The sequence below is a fragment of the Streptomyces sp. NPDC051662 genome (genome assembly GCF_040681655.1).
Classification (GTDB): Bacteria; Actinomycetota; Actinomycetes; order Streptomycetales; family Streptomycetaceae; genus Streptomyces.
Genome location: NZ_JBFAZD010000027.1, coordinates 93,348 through 109,741 on the forward strand (window position 1 = coordinate 93,348; position 16,394 = coordinate 109,741).

Here is a 16,394-nt window from a genome sequence, read left to right on the forward strand (position 1 = left end):
GTAGGCCGTTTCCGGCCCCTTTCCGGCAGCTCAGGAGGGGACGTCCGACGGCTCAGGCGGGGACGAGAGGGCCGCGCGGCGCGGTACGCAGGGGTGCGGAGAGGTCCCCGAGCGCCCGCTCCAGATTGTGCAGATGGGCGAGCGCCGCCTCGGCTCCGGGGTGGTGGTGCGGTGCGTCCGGCGCACCGGCCGCCGGCCGGGCGGGCTCCGCCCCCGGCGGCGCCAACTCGCTTACGGCGGCCTCGACCCGGCGGCAGGCGGCGGCCAGCCGGGCGTCGTGCGAGGCGGTGGGGTCGGCGGCCACGGCGGCGAACCCCCGTACCTCACGGGCGCAGTCGTCGAGCAGGACAAGCACCCGGCGGGCCCGGGCCCCGCGCGCCCGCAACGGGTTCAGCGGATGGACGAGCGGCGCGAGGGACATCCGTACCCGGCCGAGCAGCACTTCCAGCTCCGCGGCGAGCGGCCCCGGATCGGCCCGTTCGTCCCCGGCGAGCCGGCGCGCGGCCGTGGTGGTGCAGCCGTGAACGCAGCGCAGCGCCTGCTGGATCCACGCGTCGGTGACGGCATGGGTGGTCACCGGCAGCAGGAGCAGGACGGCCAGCGCCGCCCCCAGGGCCCCCACACCGGTTTCCGCCAGTCGCAGGGCGAGCAGCGCCGGATCGAGCACGCCGAGCAGTCCGTACAGCAGGCCGACCATGACCGTCACGAAGAAGATCATCCAGCTGTAGGAGACCGCGGCCGTGTAGAAGATCCCGAACACGCACAGGGCGACGAGCGCGGCGGTGGGGGCCGGCGCGCCGTGCAGGGGTACGGCGATGATCAGTCCGGCGGCGCTGCCCGCGGCCGTGCCGAGCACCCGCCGGAAGCCGCGGACAAGGGTCTCGCCACGTGAGGTGGTGTTCACAAAGATCCACCAGGCCGCGCCGACGGCCCAGTACCACCGGTCCTGCGAGAGCGACTGGCCCACGCAGAGCGCCAGCGCGCCGGCGGCGGCCACCTGAACCGCCTGCCGGGTGGTCGTACGGGCCGTTCCCGAGGCGCCGGGCAGTACGGGGAGGGCGGGCGGCGGCAGCCGCCGCTCGTAGCACCAGACTCCGAAGCGGACCACCGACGAGGCGAGTACGGCGAGCAGAACCGCGGAGTACAGACCGGGCAGTCGCGCGGGCACGGTGTGCAGGAACTGCGCCACGAAGAAGGTCATGAATCCGAAGACCCCCAGGGCATGCCCTCGCGGGCCCCAGCGGCGGACATACACCGCGGCACCGGCCACGACGAGAAACGCCGTGTCACGCGCCGCCGGGTGATCGTGCAGTACCGACGCGAGGGCGAGCACGGGAAGGCCGACCGCGGGCAGCAGAGCGGTGGTGACGGCCTGGCCGCGTACCGTCGTGTCGGTGACCGTGAAGAGGGCGAGGAGCGCGGCGAGCCCACCGGTGATGACTCCGGCGAGCGGCTGACCGACAGCCCCGCACACGAGGACCGCCAGACCGATGCCGAGAACGGCACGCAGGGCGCTGTACAGCCGCAGCCGTCCCGGATCGGGACATACGAACATCCTCTTCAGCACTGCCAGCCCGCCCGTTCTCATTCCGGCATGAGAAAGGCGCCGCGGGGATCCGCAGCGCCATTGAGGGCTCCATCACAGCACCTCTTACCCCAGTGGCTCAAGTGAACCTTGGTCCACTGGGCCATTGGCATAGTGGACGATGATCGCCGCGCACGGGCGGAGGGCCAACGGCCGCCGGGGTGATCGTGCCCCCGCGCCCACCACCGGGCGCCCTCACCGTCCCTGCTGTCCGGCTGGGTCCGTGGCGGCGAGTTCGGCGGCGAGTTCTTCGAGGAAGCGCGCCACCGGGCCGAGGCTGAGCAGGCCGCTGCCCGCTCCCGCCAACTCCGCCGCCGCCGGGGTCAGTTCGCTGTACGCACGCCGTATCGTTTCCCGGTCGCCGAGGGTGATCGCCGCCCGCGCGGTGAGACACCACAGGGCCTCGAACAGCAGGTCGGGGGGCGGGTCCGGGACCTCGCGGAGCGCCGCGCCGGCCGCGTCACGGCGGTCCTGGGCCAGCAGCACCAGGGGGCGGACCCATGGTGCGTACGGCCCCCAGTCGATGCGCTCGTCGGTCGGAGCCGGCCGGCCGTGCCGTACCCGCAGGGACAGCAGCGCGAGCGGCAGCAGACCGCGTTCCATGCCGGGCATGCCCGCTCCGTCGAGGCGCGCGGCGGCCTCCCGGTAGGCCGTCTCCACCTCGGCCACCGGCGCCCGGCAGGTCTCGGCGAGCCGCAGCGCGCGGTACCACTGGGTGAACACGCCCACGAGCGCCAGCTCATGGCGCTCGGCCAGGCGGTCGGCGGCGGTCGCGTGCCCGTCGGCCCCGGGGAAGTCGGCGAGCGCGCCGCGCGCCTGGATACGGATGAGATGTCCGAGGACCTCATAGGTGACCAGGTCGTGGCGGGCGGACAGGGTGATCAGTTCGGCGCCGATCGCGTCCCGGCGGGTCGCCAGACCCGCGCGGTGGAAGGTCTGCATGAACACGCCGTTGAGGGCGAACGCCAGCAGTGCGGGATCGTCCAGGCCGCGGGCGATCCGCTCCGCCTGCCGGGCGGCCTGGGGGCCGCGCGCCGAGGGGGTGCTCCCCGCTCGAAGGGCGCGGGGCGGGGTGCCGCGCGACTCCAGCGCGATCGTGGCCAGCAGCCGGGCCCGCGCCGCCTCGTGGCCCTCGGGAGGGAGCGCGGTCAGGGTGCGCTCGGCCGCGGTCACCACAGCCGCCGCCCGCTCCGGGTCGTCGGAGCGGGTCCAGATCGCGGGGACGTCGTACGCGCCGATCACCCGGGCGGTCAGCGCCGCGTCGCCCAGCTCCTCCGCCGCCGCGACGGCCGCCACGCGGTGCACCCGGGCCGCCTCCAGGCCGCCGCCCCCGGTCACCGCGAGGCCGCGCAACAGACCCACCGTCGACTCCAGCCGGGCGCGGGCGCCCGCGGCGACGGTACGGTCGTACGCGGCGGTGGCCCGCGCCCACACCTGTCCCGCCGCGCCGCCCGTGCCGCCCTCCCCACCGGCGCCGCCCGTCCCGGTCGGAAGGTCGAGATGGTCGGCGTGGGCGAGGATGTCCGCTTCCAGACGGCGCAGTCCCGGGCCGGGGTCCACCCCCAACTGCTCCACCAGAAGCGTGCGTGCCCGGCGCAGCACAGCGAGCGCGTCGCCCTGGCGGCCGGCCCGGTAGAGCGCGAGTGCCAGCAGCCGCCAGGCGTCCTCGCGCCAGGGGTGCTCGGCGACATGCGCGTCCAGATCCGGCACGGCCTCGGCCGCCAGTCCCAGGGACAGCCGGGCTTCCGCCCGTTGCTCGACGGCGCGCAACCGCAGCTCCGTCAGGCGGGAGCGCTCGGCGCGGGCCCAGGCCGTGTCGGCGAATTCCGCGTACGCGGGCCCTCGCCACCACTCCAGCGCCTCTTCCAGCCGCGCGAGCGCGCCCTCGGGAGGCAGGGCCGCGGCGGCGGCCAGAGCTCGCTCGAAGCGCCAGGCGTCCACCGCGTCCGGTTCCGCGCGCAGCGCGTACCCGGGGCCTTCCGTGACCAGCAGCCCGGCCGGGGCGCGGGGCGGGCGCTCCGGCTCCAGCGCGCGGCGCAGCGCGGCCACGAAGGTACGTACGGCCCCGACCGCGCCCGGGGGCGGGTCCGCCCACAGGTCCTCGACCAGGCGAGGGACGGGGACGACGCGGCGGCGGGCGACGATCAGCCGGGCCAGCACCGCGCGGTGCCGGGGTCCCTTCAGGGCGATGGCGCCCCCGCCGCCGTCCCAGGCCGTGACCGGCCCCAGCACCCCGAACCCGACCCGCATCCGTGACCACCTCTTCCTCGGGCGTGGCTCGCCCTGGACGAGTAAATGTCCGCCCGGGGAGACGACGTCACGTCGTCGCCCGGGGGGACGACGTCACGTCGGACTTCCTCGTCCAGGCCACGCTATAGCGCGCTGATCCGATGCTCATTCGCGCCCGGCAGGCTGAGGACACCTGTTCAGGCCGGCCGACCGGATCAACCCGGTCATCCGGATCACCACGGAAAGAGGCGGAACCATGACGCCTGCCATCACCGGCTTCGACTACCGGCGCGTTCCCGTCGGCGACGGCGTGTCACTGAACGTGGCCGTCGCGGGCACGGGCAGTCCGGTCGTACTGCTGCACGGCTTCCCGCAGACCCATCTGATGTGGCGGCACGTCGCCGCCGACCTCGCGGCCGATCACACCGTGATCTGCCCCGACCTGCGCGGCTACGGCGCCAGCGACAAGCCCGCCGAGGCCGGCGCCACCACCTACTCCAAGCGCACCATGGCGGCCGACATCGTCGCCCTGGCCCGTGCGCTGGGGCATGAGCGGTTCGCGCTGGCCGGGCACGATCGGGGCGCCCTGGTCGCCTTCCGCGCCGCACTCGACCACCCCGCGGCGATCACTCACCTGGCCTGCCTCGATGTGCTGCCGACCCTGGACATGTGGGAGGTGATGCACGGCACCACCGCCGCCGTCGGCTTCCACCTCTATCTGATGGCCCAGCCGCCCGGTCTGCCGGAACAGATGATCACCGGCTGCGCGGACGCCTTCTTCGGTCACTTCCTGGACGGCTGGACCAAGGACCCGCGGGCGATCCCCGCCGATGTGCGCGCCGCGTATCTGGACGCGTGTCGCGACGCGGTGCCCTCGATCGTCGCCGACTACCGCGCCTCCGCCGGCGTCGACGTCGACCACGACCGTGAGGACCGGGACGCGGGCAGCCGGCTGCGGATGCCGGTCACCGTCCTCCAGCAGGACTGGGGCGCGATGCTCGGCTACGACGCGCGGTCCCTGTGGCAGGCGTGGGCCGCCGATCTGCGCCATGTCTCCGTCACGCACGGCCATTTCATGGCGGAGGAAGCCCCCGCCGATATCGCCGGGGCACTGCGCGAGCTGCTCACGCGCTGAGGAGGCCGGGGCGGCCGGGGCGGGGCGGGAGAGGCCGGCGGCGGGGGCTGGGGCCGCCGGCGCGCAGTCCCGGCAGTCCCGACAGTCCCGGCAGCCCCGGCAGTCCCGGCAGGACAGCGTGGGGCCCGGTACGGCCGGGAGCCGGCCGTACCGGGCCACCGGGCCCTGAAGCAGCGCTACTTCACGCCCACCGCCCGGATGATCTCCTGCTTCACCGATCCGCCGCGGTCATCGGTGGCGGAGGCGCGCAGCGAGAGATACGTCGCGTCCTTCGGTATCCGTACGGTGCCCTCCCAGGCCGCCGGCTTGCCGCCGGCCCGGTGCAGGGAGACGGCCGTCCAGCTCTTGCCGTCGTCGTACGAGACCTCCAGCCTGCCGCCATCGATCCTGCCGGTGTCCGGTGCTCCCTTGACGTACTCGGAGAAGATCCCGAGTGACAGCCGCTTGCCCGCGCGTACGTCGCCCGCCAGATCCGTGTCGACGTCGAAGCCGAGATTGAGCAGCGGCAGGAAGGTCTCGCGGTCCGTGGGGGTCTCCGCGGAGCGGAAGGTCCACTCCGAGTGGCCCCTGGTGGACAGCCGCCAGCGCTCCGGGTCGAGAGTGGTGTCCGTGACGACCTTGTAGGTCTGTTCGGCCGGGTCGGCGTCCCAGGCGTACGCGCCCGAGCTGGTCTTGCGGTCGACGAGCTGCCCGTTCGCGTACACCTCGGTGGTCTGCGTCATCGACTCGTCGCTCCACACATCGCCGAAGCCCGTGTGGTCGGGGCCGGAGTCGCCCCAGCCCGGTGTGTTGAACCGGAGGTCATTGCCCCGGCGCTGCTGTCCCCAGCCGAGCCCGGTGCCCAGCCACGGGTGCAGCACCGGCTTGAACCAGTCAAGTCCTGAGCGCGTACCACCGCGGTAGGTCACCACGCCGCCGCGCTGTTCCAGCGACGTCGGGCCCGCGGTGACGGACTCGTGCCAGTGCTGGCCGGCGCCCGTGCTGACGTAGTCGGTGCGCTCCGCCGGGTAGGCGGTCTTCTCCGGGAAGCCGAAGCCGATGGGGAAGGTGTCGGTGATCGAGTAGCGGAACTCGCCGCCGTCGACAGGCTCGGCCGCGTGGAACTTCGTGTCGAGCACGGCCAGTTCGCGCTTGCCCGGCCGGTAGATCAGATCCTTGGGAATGGCTCGGGGGTGTCCCTCGGAGAGGTCGTAGACATACGGGGTGTAGCGCGTGCCGGTGAGCTCCGCGCTCCGCTGCCGCCGGGCCGACTCCAACAGCTGTGCGCCGTCGGCCGAGTTGACGGTGGCGATGGTCAGCGGTCGCTCCTCGCCCGACTCCGTGGTGAAGTCGGCGAGCAGCCTGCCGGGGGCGTCGTCGGTGACGAACAGCGCCTCGGCGCCCGCGTCCTGAGCGCTCTGGGCGAGCTGTCGCGGGCTGACGGTGTCGCTCGCGCGGACGACGACGGCCTTGCCGCGCGCGGAGAGGCCCTCGTACTCCCCGGGGCTTCCGGTACCGGCGTCGACCAGGCGCAGCCGCTGCCGTCCGTCGGGCAGTGCGGAGCCGTACTGGACGACGGTTTCCCCGATGCGCTTGCCGCCCGCCGTCAGCTCCAGCAGCGGCTTGCCGAGGCGCCAGACCGTGCGGTACTCGAAGGTTCCGGTGGCGGGCTCACGCGTGGGGGCCGCGAAGACGCTGTCGTAGGCGAGCGGCACCTGCACGGCTCCGCCGTATGTCGCCCCGTTCGCCTCCCTGGTGAACTCCATCAGCAGCTGACGGGTCTCCGTCCGCCGGTCCACCTCGGCCCGGATCTCCCTCAACTGCCGCCCGTCGAGGGTGATGTCGCGGTCGCGGTCCATCACGACCTCGGGCTCGGAGAGGAAACCGAGGCCGAGCGAGTCCTTGCCCTTGCTGCCGCGTACGTCGAGGAACGAGGAGAGGGCGTAGCTGCCGGGAGCCAGACGCAGTTGGAGCGTTCCGGAGTCTCCGACCGCGGCGGGGAAGGGATCATGCCCGGCCGCGAGCTTGCGCACCGTGAGCGGGGCCGCGGTCGGCGCGCCGTCCCGGTCCTTGGCGTGGACGGTGAGGGTGTACCGCTCCTCCTCCTTGACCAGGCCGAAGGCGGTGTGGGCGACGACGGTGTCGCCGCTCTTCGCGACAACACGGCCGGAGGTGTTGCCGACGCGGGCCTTCGTGCCGTCGCCGGTGACGGTGGTGGTGGCCGTGGAGTGCGCCGGGACGGTCAGGGTGGAGTCGGCGAGAGTGACGACTCCGTCGGCGGCGCCCTCGGCGGTGAGGCTCAGAGTGACGGGACGGTCGGAGGAGTTGGCATAGCCGATGGTCCGGGTGACGGGCTTGTTGTCCTCGTACGGCCAGCTGTGGAAGCCGAGGTCGGCACTGCCGGTGGCGGTGATGGCCGCGTCCATGGCGGCCGGTACGTCGACCCGGCCCGCGCCGAGCGCGTATACGGAGTCGGTGAGCCGCTCGGATGTGGACATGAGCGCGTCCTTGAGCCGCTGCCCCGACCAGTCGGGGTGCTTCTCGGCGAGCAGGGCTGCGACTCCGGCGACATGCGGGGTCGCCATGGAGGTGCCGCTCATCGTCGTGTAGGGGCCGCTGCCCTCGGCGAGCCGGGAGCGGGCGGCGAGGATGTCGACGCCCGGCGCGGACAGATCGGGCTTCAGCGCGTTGTCGCCGTAGCGCGGTCCCTGGCTGGTGAAGTACGCGGGCCGGTCGGCGGAGTCGACGGCGCCGACGGTCAGCGCGGAGTCCGCGGCGCCCGGCGAGCCGATGGTGGCCGCGCCGCCGGAGTTGCCCGCCGCGATCACGAAGAGCGCGCCGGTCTGCTCGGAGAGGGTGTTGACCGCCTGGGCCATCGGGTCGGTTCCGTCGCTGGGTTCGGTCGAACCGAGGCTCATCGACACGATCTTGGCGTCGATGTCCTTCGCGGCCCACTCCATACCGGCGATGATCTGCGATTCGCTGCCGAAGCCCGCGTCGCTGAGCACTTTGCCGACCGCGAGACCGGCGCCGGGGGCGACGCCCTTCTCCTTGCCGTCCGAGGCCGCGCCGCTGCCGCCCACGGTGGAGGTGACATGGGTGCCGTGTCCCCTGAGGTCGGACACCTCCTCGCCCTCGATGAAGCTCTTGGTCTCGCCCACCCGGCCGGTGAGATCGGGATGTCCCGCGTCCACGCCGGTGTCCAGGACGGCGACCTTGACGCCCTTGCCGGTCAGGCCGGCCTCCCACGCCTCCGGGGTGCCGATCTGGGCGTTGCTCTCGGCCATGTCGGCCGTGACACGTCCGTCCAGCCAGATCTTGTCGATGCCGGCCGCGAACCGCGCCTTGCCAGAGATGCCCTGACGCGCACCCGAGTTGGCGACAGCTCCGGCCGCGGGGGCGACCGTACGCCAGAAATCCGTTCCGTTCTTCGACGCCTCGACGGCGGCGCCGTTGACGCTCGGCAGCGTGCGGACCCGGTCGGCGCCGAGCGGAGTCGCGGCCCTGCCGCCCTTGTCGTACGTGACGATCAGGGGCAGCGCGTCGGCGCCGCGGTCGTCGTATCCCAGCTCGATCAGCGCTGTGACATCGAAGAGCCGCTTGTCGAGGGCTCCGGACAGGAGGTAGGGCGCGGCCTCGTCCGGTACGACGGTGATCCTGTCGCCGGACATCTCGCTGCGCACGGCTCCGGTCGCGCCCTCGGGACGCTGGACGGCGACGGTCCGCCGGCCACCGCCCACGTCGGTGACGGTCACCTTGTCGCCCGTCACGAGGGTGACGGTGTGCGCGGCGCCGGCCGTCGCGTGCGAGGGCGGTACGGCATCCGCGGGGGTGGGGGCGTGGCCGGCTCCGGCCGCGACGGCCTGTCCGGCCGGGAGCAGTACGAGCGAGAGCCCGGCCGCCAACAGCCGGGCTCCGCGTCTCGCCGGTGCTCTGGTCATGAGTTGCCTCTCCTCAAGCACCCGGTGAAGGAGGTGTGTTCGAGTGCTGCGAAGAGTCTCGGCGCTCCTTTCTTCGAACACAGCGCCGGATGCTGGCGGTAAGTCGCCATGGCGGCAATCTGCCACGCACGCCTCCGACCAGGCTTCTGACGCGGACGGACCGAAATCCGCGCACGAAACCTCATCGGCCACAACCACTCCGAAGAGTGGCCGCGCGTCAGTTATCGCCATCCCCGAGGTTTCGCCCGGGGCGAGTACTGCCAGAGATCAGGTGACTACTCACCGTAGAGACGAGGAACAGTGTTGGCCCGGAACAAGGACGACGGCTCCCACACCCTGCTCAGCATGCTGCACAACTCGCTGACCGATACACGCAGGGAGCTGCGGGCGTCCCTCGCCGAGGGGTTCGACCGGCTCCGGATGGCGGGCGACGAGGCGCACCGGGCCACCCATGAGGCCCTTGCCTCCGGGCTGACTGAGCTGCGTACGGAGCTGCGGGAGACGAGGGAGGGCCTGGCGCGCGGCAGGGACGAGCTGGGGCAGGCCGTCGAGTCCGCCGTGGAGATCCTCCAGGACGAGGTGCAGCAGCTGAAGGAGGCGGTCGAAGTCCTCCGTCCCGGGGCCGCCGGTCAGCCGGGCCTGCCCTTCGAGACACTCGGCGGACCGCTTCTGCCGCCCGGCGTGCCAGGGGTGGCGGGCGTTCCCGGTATGTCTGGTGCCCCCGCTCTGCCCGGTGTTCCCGGCGTTCCCAGCGTTCCCAGCCAGCGTGAGGAGGACGACGCCAGGACCGTGCTCTCGGGGTCGCCCTCGCCCGAGCCATCGGCACCGCCCGAACCCTCGCCCGACCCCTCGGCGCCGCCCGAGTCACCGGCGTCGTACCAGCGATCGGCGCTCCCCCAGGGCATCACGACCGAGGGGTCCTCGCCGGGGTTGAGCGAGCGGGTGGCGCCTTCGCTCCTGGACGCGTTGCGCCGGGAGTTCGGGCCGTTGCTGGCGCACCTCGAAGAGGCCCGTGGCGAGCTGGCCGCGGTCCGTGCGGACATCACCGCGCTGACCTCCCGTATGGACGACGCGGAGGAGACCCGGCGCGCGCCCCGGGAGCCCTCCCCACCGCTGCCGCCCGCACCCTCGGTGACCCCCGGGCTCACCGGGTCCACCGAGCCCCCCGCGCCGCCTGTGCCGCCTGTGCCGCCCGCGCCGCCTGTGACCGATGAGCACGGTGAGCTGCTGAAGCGCGCCGCCCGGGTGTCTTCGGCGTCCCTGGTCTGCCACCGTGACACCTGGGAGTTCATCACCGGTCTGGCGGGCCGCCACTCCCACTTCCGGATGCCTCCTCGGATCACCGACCGGGGCGACGACCGGGTCGCCGCCGCGCTGTCAGGACGCTCGCTGATCGCCGTCCTGATCTCCCTGTTCACCACCCGGCACACCGCGGACGCGGGTGACGGCGACTGGGCACTGGCCACCGCCCTGTACGAGCGCGTCGGCGCCGGCCTCGACGTACTCACCCCCGCGGGCACCACCGTCACCATCACACTGGACGACCGCTCCCCCGGCGCTGACGACGGCAGGGGCGACACCGGCCGCGAGGCGGCCGAGGGGATCAGTCTGCCGTCGCCGGCATCGCCGGACGGCCCGGGGCGGATGGCTCAGGCCGGTCCCACATAATGGAGCCATTGGCACAGGCGCGGGCCGTACCCATGGACAGCAGGAGGTCGGCGGACGATGGCGGTGGACACGCTCGACACCCGCATCCTGCGGCTCCTCATCGAGCAGCCGCGTACGAGCGTGCGGGAGTACGCGCGCATCCTCGGGATCGCCCGGGGAACGCTCCAGGCCCGCCTCGACCGGCTGGAGCGGGAGGGAGTGATCACCGGCACGGGGCCGTTCCTCTCCCCCGCCGCCCTTGGCCATCCGGTGCTCGCTTTTGTCCATATCGAGGTCACACAGGGGCATCTGGACGAGGTCGGTGAAGCGCTCGCCGAGGTCCCCGAGATCGTCGAGGCGTTCTCGATCACGGGCGCCGGGGATCTGCTCACCCGGGTCGTGGCCCGCGACAACGGCCATTTGGAGGATGTGGTCCAGCGTCTGATCCAGCTGCCGGGTGTGGTCCGTACCCGTACGGAGATGGCCCTGCGCGAGCGGGTGCCGCACCGGCTGCTGCCGCTGGTCGAGTCGGTGGGCCGGTCCGTCGGCGAGCGACGCTGACGGAGCGCTTGGCATGCTGGGACGTATGAGCACTTCCCCTACGCTTGCGGTCATCTTCGATCTCGACGGAACACTCGTCGACAGTGAACCGAACTATTTCGAAGCCGGACGGCTGCTTCTGGCCCAGTACGGTGTGTCCGACTTCAGCTGGGAGCAGCACAGCCGGTTCATCGGAATCGGCACCCGCGAGACGCTGGAGGCGCTGCGCGAGGAGTACGCGCTCGACGCGCCGGTGGACACCCTGCTCGCCGAGAAGAACCGGCTCTATCTGGAGCGGGTGCGCGCCTCGACCGAGGCGTTCCCGCAGATGCGGAAGCTGGTGGAGCGGCTGGCGACGGAGGGCGTGCCCATGGCCGTGGCATCCGGTTCGTCCGGGGCGGCCATCGATCTGGCGCTCGCCGTCACCGGACTTGACGCGTATTTCGCCACGACCGTCTCGGCCGAGGAGGTCGATCGTGGCAAGCCGGAGCCGGATGTCTTCGTGGAGGCGGCGCGCCGGCTGGGAGCCGAACCCGCCCGCTGCGTGGTGCTGGAGGACGCCGTGCCCGGTGTGATCGCCTCACGGGCCGCCGGGATGCGATGTGTCGCGGTCCCCTATGCTCCGGCGCCCGGCGCGCCTCTCGATCCGGCGTTCGATACGGCGGGGCTGGTCTTCCCCGGCGGACAGAGCGAGTTCACGGCGCAGGCCGCGTACGCGTGGATCGTCGGGGAGCAGGGCCCACCGGTCCCGTCGTCCCGCTGATCACCCGATGGCCGGGGCCGGTGCCGGGGCCGGCCCGGTGCCGGTGCCGGGGTCCGGTGCAGGGATCCGGCCAGGGGTCTCAGCTTCGGTCCGCCATATCTCCGTTGAGCAGCGCGACACCCAGCGGGGTGATGGTGTGCTGCACCTTGTTGAAGGTACGCAGGGTGGTGATCAGCCCCGCCGTGCGCAGCACCGAGGTGTGCTGACTGGCCGCCGCCGAGGAGATCCCCACGCTCTCGCCGACCTCGGTGGTGGTGCAGCTGCTGGTGAGCGCCTCCAGGACCGATGCGCGGGTACGTCCCACCAGCGCGTGCAGCGCGTGCTCGGCGCCGCCCTTGGACTCCCACAGCGAGTCCGCCCACTCGGGGTTGGCACGTGTGGGGTAGATCAGGGTCACCGGACGCCCGTCGGATCCGCCGCCGGAGAGCACCGGTGGGCGGCCCGCCAGGAAGAGTGAGGGCGCCAGTGCCAGTCCGCCCGATTCCAGTTTCAAGTCATCCCCGTTTCCGGGGACTTCGAGAATCGGCGCGTCCCAGCGGATGGCCGGGTGGAGGGTGGAGAGCAGTTTGCCGACTCCGTCGCTGAGCATGATCTGACCGCGCGCGGTGCGGTCCGCGTGCAGTCGCTTGGAGATGGCTTTCCAGTACGGCGCTATCGCGATGCGGTGGAACTCCTCAAGATCCTGGACGACTTGGGGTCTCTCCCGGGACCTGGACATATCCGGGAGGTCGCCGTCCTCCGTGGCGCTACGCGCGTCAAGTCCCAGCCTTCGCACCACTTGGTCGATGTCCGGGACGGGGCGGACCACTTGGGCGAGCCTCACCAGCGCGCGGATATTGCCGGAGTTGCCCAGCTTCTTGCGCCATGGCTTGAACACCGGTCCTCCGCCGCCCAGGCTCAGCTCTTCGAGGGCGAAGAGGGACTCTCGTATGTGATCGACCTGCGGAAGAACTCTGGTTTGCGACAGGCTCTCAGGCGTAAAATATATGCGACGCATACTCCCCCGCAGGATCCGTGCGCACTGTCGACCCGGACTCGGATTCACCGGCGACGAGCCGCTCCCACCGTTTCAACTCGCGAGTGCATTCGACGTTACCACGAGTCGCCAAGGCCAATCGGAAACATCGGAAACATTCGAAAGTACCGCCGGCCTCGATGACTTCCATAGTGCGTCCGCCTCATCACATCCGACAGGGGAGGCCGCACGCCTATGGAGGTACAGCTGGCTGCACCTGCCCAAGAGGGGTCAGCTGTAGTTGAAGGCGCGTCAACCCCGCCGTTTTCCAGGAGTTTAGCCGTAGTCCCGAGCCGCGCCCAACAAAGGGGCCGAGCCATCGGCGGCGTTCTCCCTATGCCGGAATGGACCTGGGTCGGAAAATCTCCCGGAAATGTGGCCGGAATGCCGTAGTAGCACGCGAGAAGGCTTTGGCGGGGGCTAAAACTCTCCCCTTCGGTCCGGCTGTCCTCCCTCCGCTTCCGCCGGTAATGCGGCAGGTCATACGTGGTTCCGGCGCGGTGCCTATCCCATCCCCACCGGTTCCACAACCGGCGATGCCCGGCCACGCCGATCGGCCGCATCCGCGAGACGTCGTCAGAGGGATCCCGAGGCGAGGGACCGGCGAGCATTTCCGCCACCAGAAAGGCGAGTTCGAGTGGCCTGTCGTGGTAGAGGCATGGGGCGCGGGGAACCTGGAACAGGGACAGACCGGTTGGTCGGTACGGAAAAACGTGCGGGAAACCGCCACACGCGAAGCGGGGCGGAAGGGCATGCGGTGACACACGCGGATTCGGCGGTGGAAATGGGATTCCGGCCGGGCAGGGGCGTACCGGAATGCGGGCGACGAATGACACGGAGAGGATCCTTACGGCCGAGACCACCGGGACCGCGACGTGCCCCGCCGACCCCGGCCGGGGTTTACCGGCGACCGCGGTGCCCGGCCCCGTCCCGGCCCGCCGCGCGCAGTGCCGCCAGCGCGGGGCCCGGACCCGCGGCGGTAACGAGGGCCTGTCCCACCAGCACCGCGTCCGCGCCGTGCGCGGCGACGTGGGCCATGTCCTCGGGCCCCCGGATACCGGATTCCGCGATACGTACCACCCCCTCCGGGATACGCGGGGCGAGCCGCGCGAAGGTTCCGCGGTCAATACGGAGGGTCCTCAGATCGCGGGCGTTGACACCGATCACCGACGCGCCGAGTGCGAGCGCGCGATCGGTCTCCTCCTCGTCGTGCACCTCCAGCAGTGCGGTGAGCCCCAGTTCACCCGCGAGCTTCAGCAGCGCGGCCAGCTCATCCTGCGCGAGCGCCGCCACGATCAGCAGCGCCAGGTCCGCTCCATGCGCCCTGGTCTCCCACAGCTGATACGGAGTGACGACGAAGTCCTTGCGCAGTACGGGGATCCGTACCCGGGCGCGGACCGCGTCCAGATCGGCGAGCGAGCCGTGGAAGCGACGCTCCTCCGTCAGGACGCTCACCGCCGCCGCGCCGCCCCTTTCGTACTCCCCTGCCAGCGCCGCCGGGTCGGTGATGGCGGCCAGCGCGCCCGTGGCCGGGCCGGCTCGCTTCACCTCGGCGATGACGCGTACGCCCGTGCCGCCGCGCAGCACGGCCGCGGCGTCGAGGGCGGGCGCCCGGTTCAGCGCCCGGTCACGCAACTCGGCTTCGGGAACGCGTCGTTGACGCTCGGCGACGTCTTCGCGCACTCCGCCGATGATCTCGTCGAGCACGGTCATGGGGTGTCGGTCCTCTCACAGTGCCTCACATTTCCGGCCGGCCCGGACGGCGCTCGCTCACCGCCCGCGTCAGGAGGCGATCGGGACGATCTTGGGGTTGGCGAGGGCCAGATAGTCCTCGGTGGCGAGCGCCACCGACAGGTCCAGCCTGGCCGCGTTGAAGTAGAGCGTCGGCTCCGCGCAGAGCGCGGGGTCGGCGAGCACGGACAGCTCGTCATGGAACGAGAACGGGATGATGCTGCCGCTCACACAGCCGGTCAGGCTCTCCGCGAGGTCACGCCGGGCGAGTTGGGCACGCGTTCCGCCGCACTCCTTCGCGACCCGCTCCAGGTCCACCCGGCGGTCGCCGGGGATCACCGCGAGGATGTGCCGCTCGGCCGGGGTGCCGCCGAGAACGGTGACGATCATGCATTTGGCCGCCGCCGTCAGGGCATGGCCGCGCAGCGCGCTGGCGAGCGCGGTCCGGCCCTCGGGCGCGTGCGTGAGGAGTTCGTAGCGTGCGCCCGACTCCTCCAGCACGTTCAACAGACGCTGCGACGCGACGTGTTCGTCGCGACCGGCGGTCTCGTTCATGTGGTCGCCGACTGTCTGGCCGGGGACACCGGCCGCATCCAGGAGTGGGAGTCGGGCAGTTCGCCGCGCTGGATACCGAACAACGCGGCGGAGAGTCTGCCGGTGACCTCGCCGGCCGCGACCGCGCCGGCGCGCTTGCCGAGGCCGTCCTCGCCGACGGCGCCATCGCCAGGAGCGCCCGCGCCGATGGTCCAGGAGCCGTCCTTGGTGCTGACCTCGTTGACGGGGCTGATCCGGGCCGCGGTACCGCACGCGAAGACCTCGGTGATCGCACCGGAGGCACAGTCGGCCCGCCACCGCTCCAGGCTCAGCGGTGCCTCTCTCACGGGCACACCGAGGGTGGGGGCCAGTCGCAGCAGCGCGTCACGGGTGACGCCGGGCAGCAGACTGCCCGTCAGCGGCGGGGTGACCAACCGGGCCGAGCCACCGGATCCGTACACGAAGAAGAGATTCATGCCTCCCATCTCCTCGACCCAGTGGCGCTCCACCGGGTCGAGCCAGACGACTTGGTCGCACCCCTTGCGCTGGGCCTCCTCCTGGGCGAGCAGGCTTCCGGCGTAATTGCCCGCGCATTTGGCGGCTCCGGTGCCGCCGGCGGCGGCCCGGGAGTACTCGTCGGTGACCCACACCCGTACCGGGCGCTGGGCAGGGCCGAAGTAGCCCTCGGTGATGAACGCGACCAGCAGGAAGCGGTATTCACGGGCGGGACGCAGAGCGAGAGTGCGCTCGCTCGCGAAGAGGATGGGGCGCAGATAGAGACTCATGCCGGGGTCGTCGGGTATCCACTCCTGGTCCTGGGCGACCAGGGCGTCCACCGCCGAGAGGAACAGTTCCTCGGGCGGCTCGGGCATCATGAGGCGGCGGGCCGAGGCGCGCATCCGTGCGGCGTGCGCGTCCGGCCGGAAGACCGCGACCTCGCCGGTGTGCGAACGGAACGCCTTGAGCCCCTCGAAGACGACCTGGCCGTAGTGCAGACCGACCGTGGCGGGGTCCAGGAGCAGCGGACCGTACGGCACCAACTCGGCGTCGTGCCAGCCCTGTTCGGGGTTCCATCGGGCGGAGACCATGTGCTCGGTGAACGCGGTGCCGAAGGCGGGGGCGGCGCAGCGCTCGGCGCGCTCCCGCGCCGTCAGTGGTCGGGCAACGGGTGTGGTCACGATATGCACTCCGGCCTCCTGTGGCGGTTCGTGCGATCGGGGTGTGGCGGGGTGAGGGGTGCGGGGTGAGGAGGGGTGCGAGGCGGGGCCGGGCGATGAGACACGGTGTGCGGCCGG

Annotated in this window: 11 protein-coding genes; 4 read left to right on the top strand and 7 right to left on the bottom strand. The window is 72.0% G+C overall.

The genetic code is table 11. From position 1 onward, the window contains the following. Nucleotides 1-52 precede the first annotated feature (52 nt). Nucleotides 53-1,567: an FUSC family protein gene (locus AB0M67_RS33135; RefSeq protein WP_365751281.1), complete on the bottom strand. Its 1,515-nt coding sequence runs from the start codon at nt 1,565-1,567 to the stop codon at nt 53-55. Nucleotides 1,568-1,780: 213 nt separating this feature from the next. After that, complete coding sequence (locus AB0M67_RS33140) at nt 1,781-3,835, bottom strand: BTAD domain-containing putative transcriptional regulator (protein ID WP_365751265.1); 2,055 nt, start codon at nt 3,833-3,835, stop codon at nt 1,781-1,783. 235 nt (nt 3,836-4,070) lie between these two features. Here AB0M67_RS33140 and AB0M67_RS33145 point away from each other — a divergent pair, with 235 nt between their 5' ends. After that, nucleotides 4,071-4,949 (top strand): alpha/beta hydrolase, encoded by an 879-nt coding sequence (locus AB0M67_RS33145; protein WP_365751266.1) that lies wholly within the window; start codon nt 4,071-4,073, stop codon nt 4,947-4,949. Nucleotides 4,950-5,125: 176 nt separating this feature from the next. Here the strand turns inward: AB0M67_RS33145 and AB0M67_RS33150 are convergent, their stop codons facing one another. Next, nucleotides 5,126-8,869, bottom strand: a complete 3,744-nt coding sequence (locus tag AB0M67_RS33150) for a S8 family serine peptidase (protein ID WP_365751267.1) — start codon at nt 8,867-8,869, stop codon at nt 5,126-5,128. 303 nt (nt 8,870-9,172) lie between these two features. On the opposite strand from AB0M67_RS33150, the gene AB0M67_RS33155 reads away from it, so the two are divergent. The 3 genes from AB0M67_RS33155 to AB0M67_RS33165 are packed head-to-tail and all read left to right on the top strand — an operon-like array spanning nt 9,173 to nt 11,819. After that, nucleotides 9,173-10,537: a collagen-like protein gene (locus AB0M67_RS33155; RefSeq protein ID WP_365751268.1), complete on the top strand. Its 1,365-nt coding sequence runs from the start codon at nt 9,173-9,175 to the stop codon at nt 10,535-10,537. A 57-nt stretch (nt 10,538-10,594) separates the two neighbouring features. Then, complete coding sequence (locus tag AB0M67_RS33160) at nt 10,595-11,077, top strand: Lrp/AsnC family transcriptional regulator (protein WP_365751269.1); 483 nt, start codon at nt 10,595-10,597, stop codon at nt 11,075-11,077. Between the two features lie 25 nt (nt 11,078-11,102). Beyond that, nucleotides 11,103-11,819, top strand: a complete 717-nt coding sequence (locus AB0M67_RS33165) for an HAD family phosphatase (RefSeq protein ID WP_365751270.1) — start codon at nt 11,103-11,105, stop codon at nt 11,817-11,819. 79 nt (nt 11,820-11,898) lie between these two features. On the opposite strand, the gene AB0M67_RS33170 is transcribed toward AB0M67_RS33165, so the two are convergent. The 4 genes from AB0M67_RS33170 to AB0M67_RS33185 form a co-directional block, all read right to left on the bottom strand. Continuing rightward, nucleotides 11,899-12,696 (bottom strand): winged helix-turn-helix domain-containing protein, encoded by a 798-nt coding sequence (locus AB0M67_RS33170; protein WP_365751271.1) that lies wholly within the window; start codon nt 12,694-12,696, stop codon nt 11,899-11,901. A 1,038-nt stretch (nt 12,697-13,734) separates the two neighbouring features. Then, nucleotides 13,735-14,547, bottom strand: coding sequence for an indole-3-glycerol phosphate synthase TrpC (trpC, locus tag AB0M67_RS33175; RefSeq protein WP_365751272.1), 813 nt, complete (start codon nt 14,545-14,547; stop codon nt 13,735-13,737). A gap of 69 nt (nt 14,548-14,616) precedes the next feature. Further along, a complete protein-coding gene (locus tag AB0M67_RS33180; RefSeq protein WP_365751273.1) occupies nt 14,617-15,120 on the bottom strand; it encodes a YbaK/EbsC family protein in 504 nt (167 codons plus the stop codon). Next, nucleotides 15,117-16,277 carry a branched-chain amino acid aminotransferase gene (locus AB0M67_RS33185; protein WP_365751274.1) on the bottom strand — a complete coding sequence of 387 codons (1,161 nt, stop codon included), beginning with the start codon at nt 16,275-16,277 and terminating at the stop codon, nt 15,117-15,119. The genes AB0M67_RS33180 and AB0M67_RS33185 overlap by 4 nt, the downstream gene beginning before the upstream one ends. Nucleotides 16,278-16,394 lie beyond the last annotated feature (117 nt).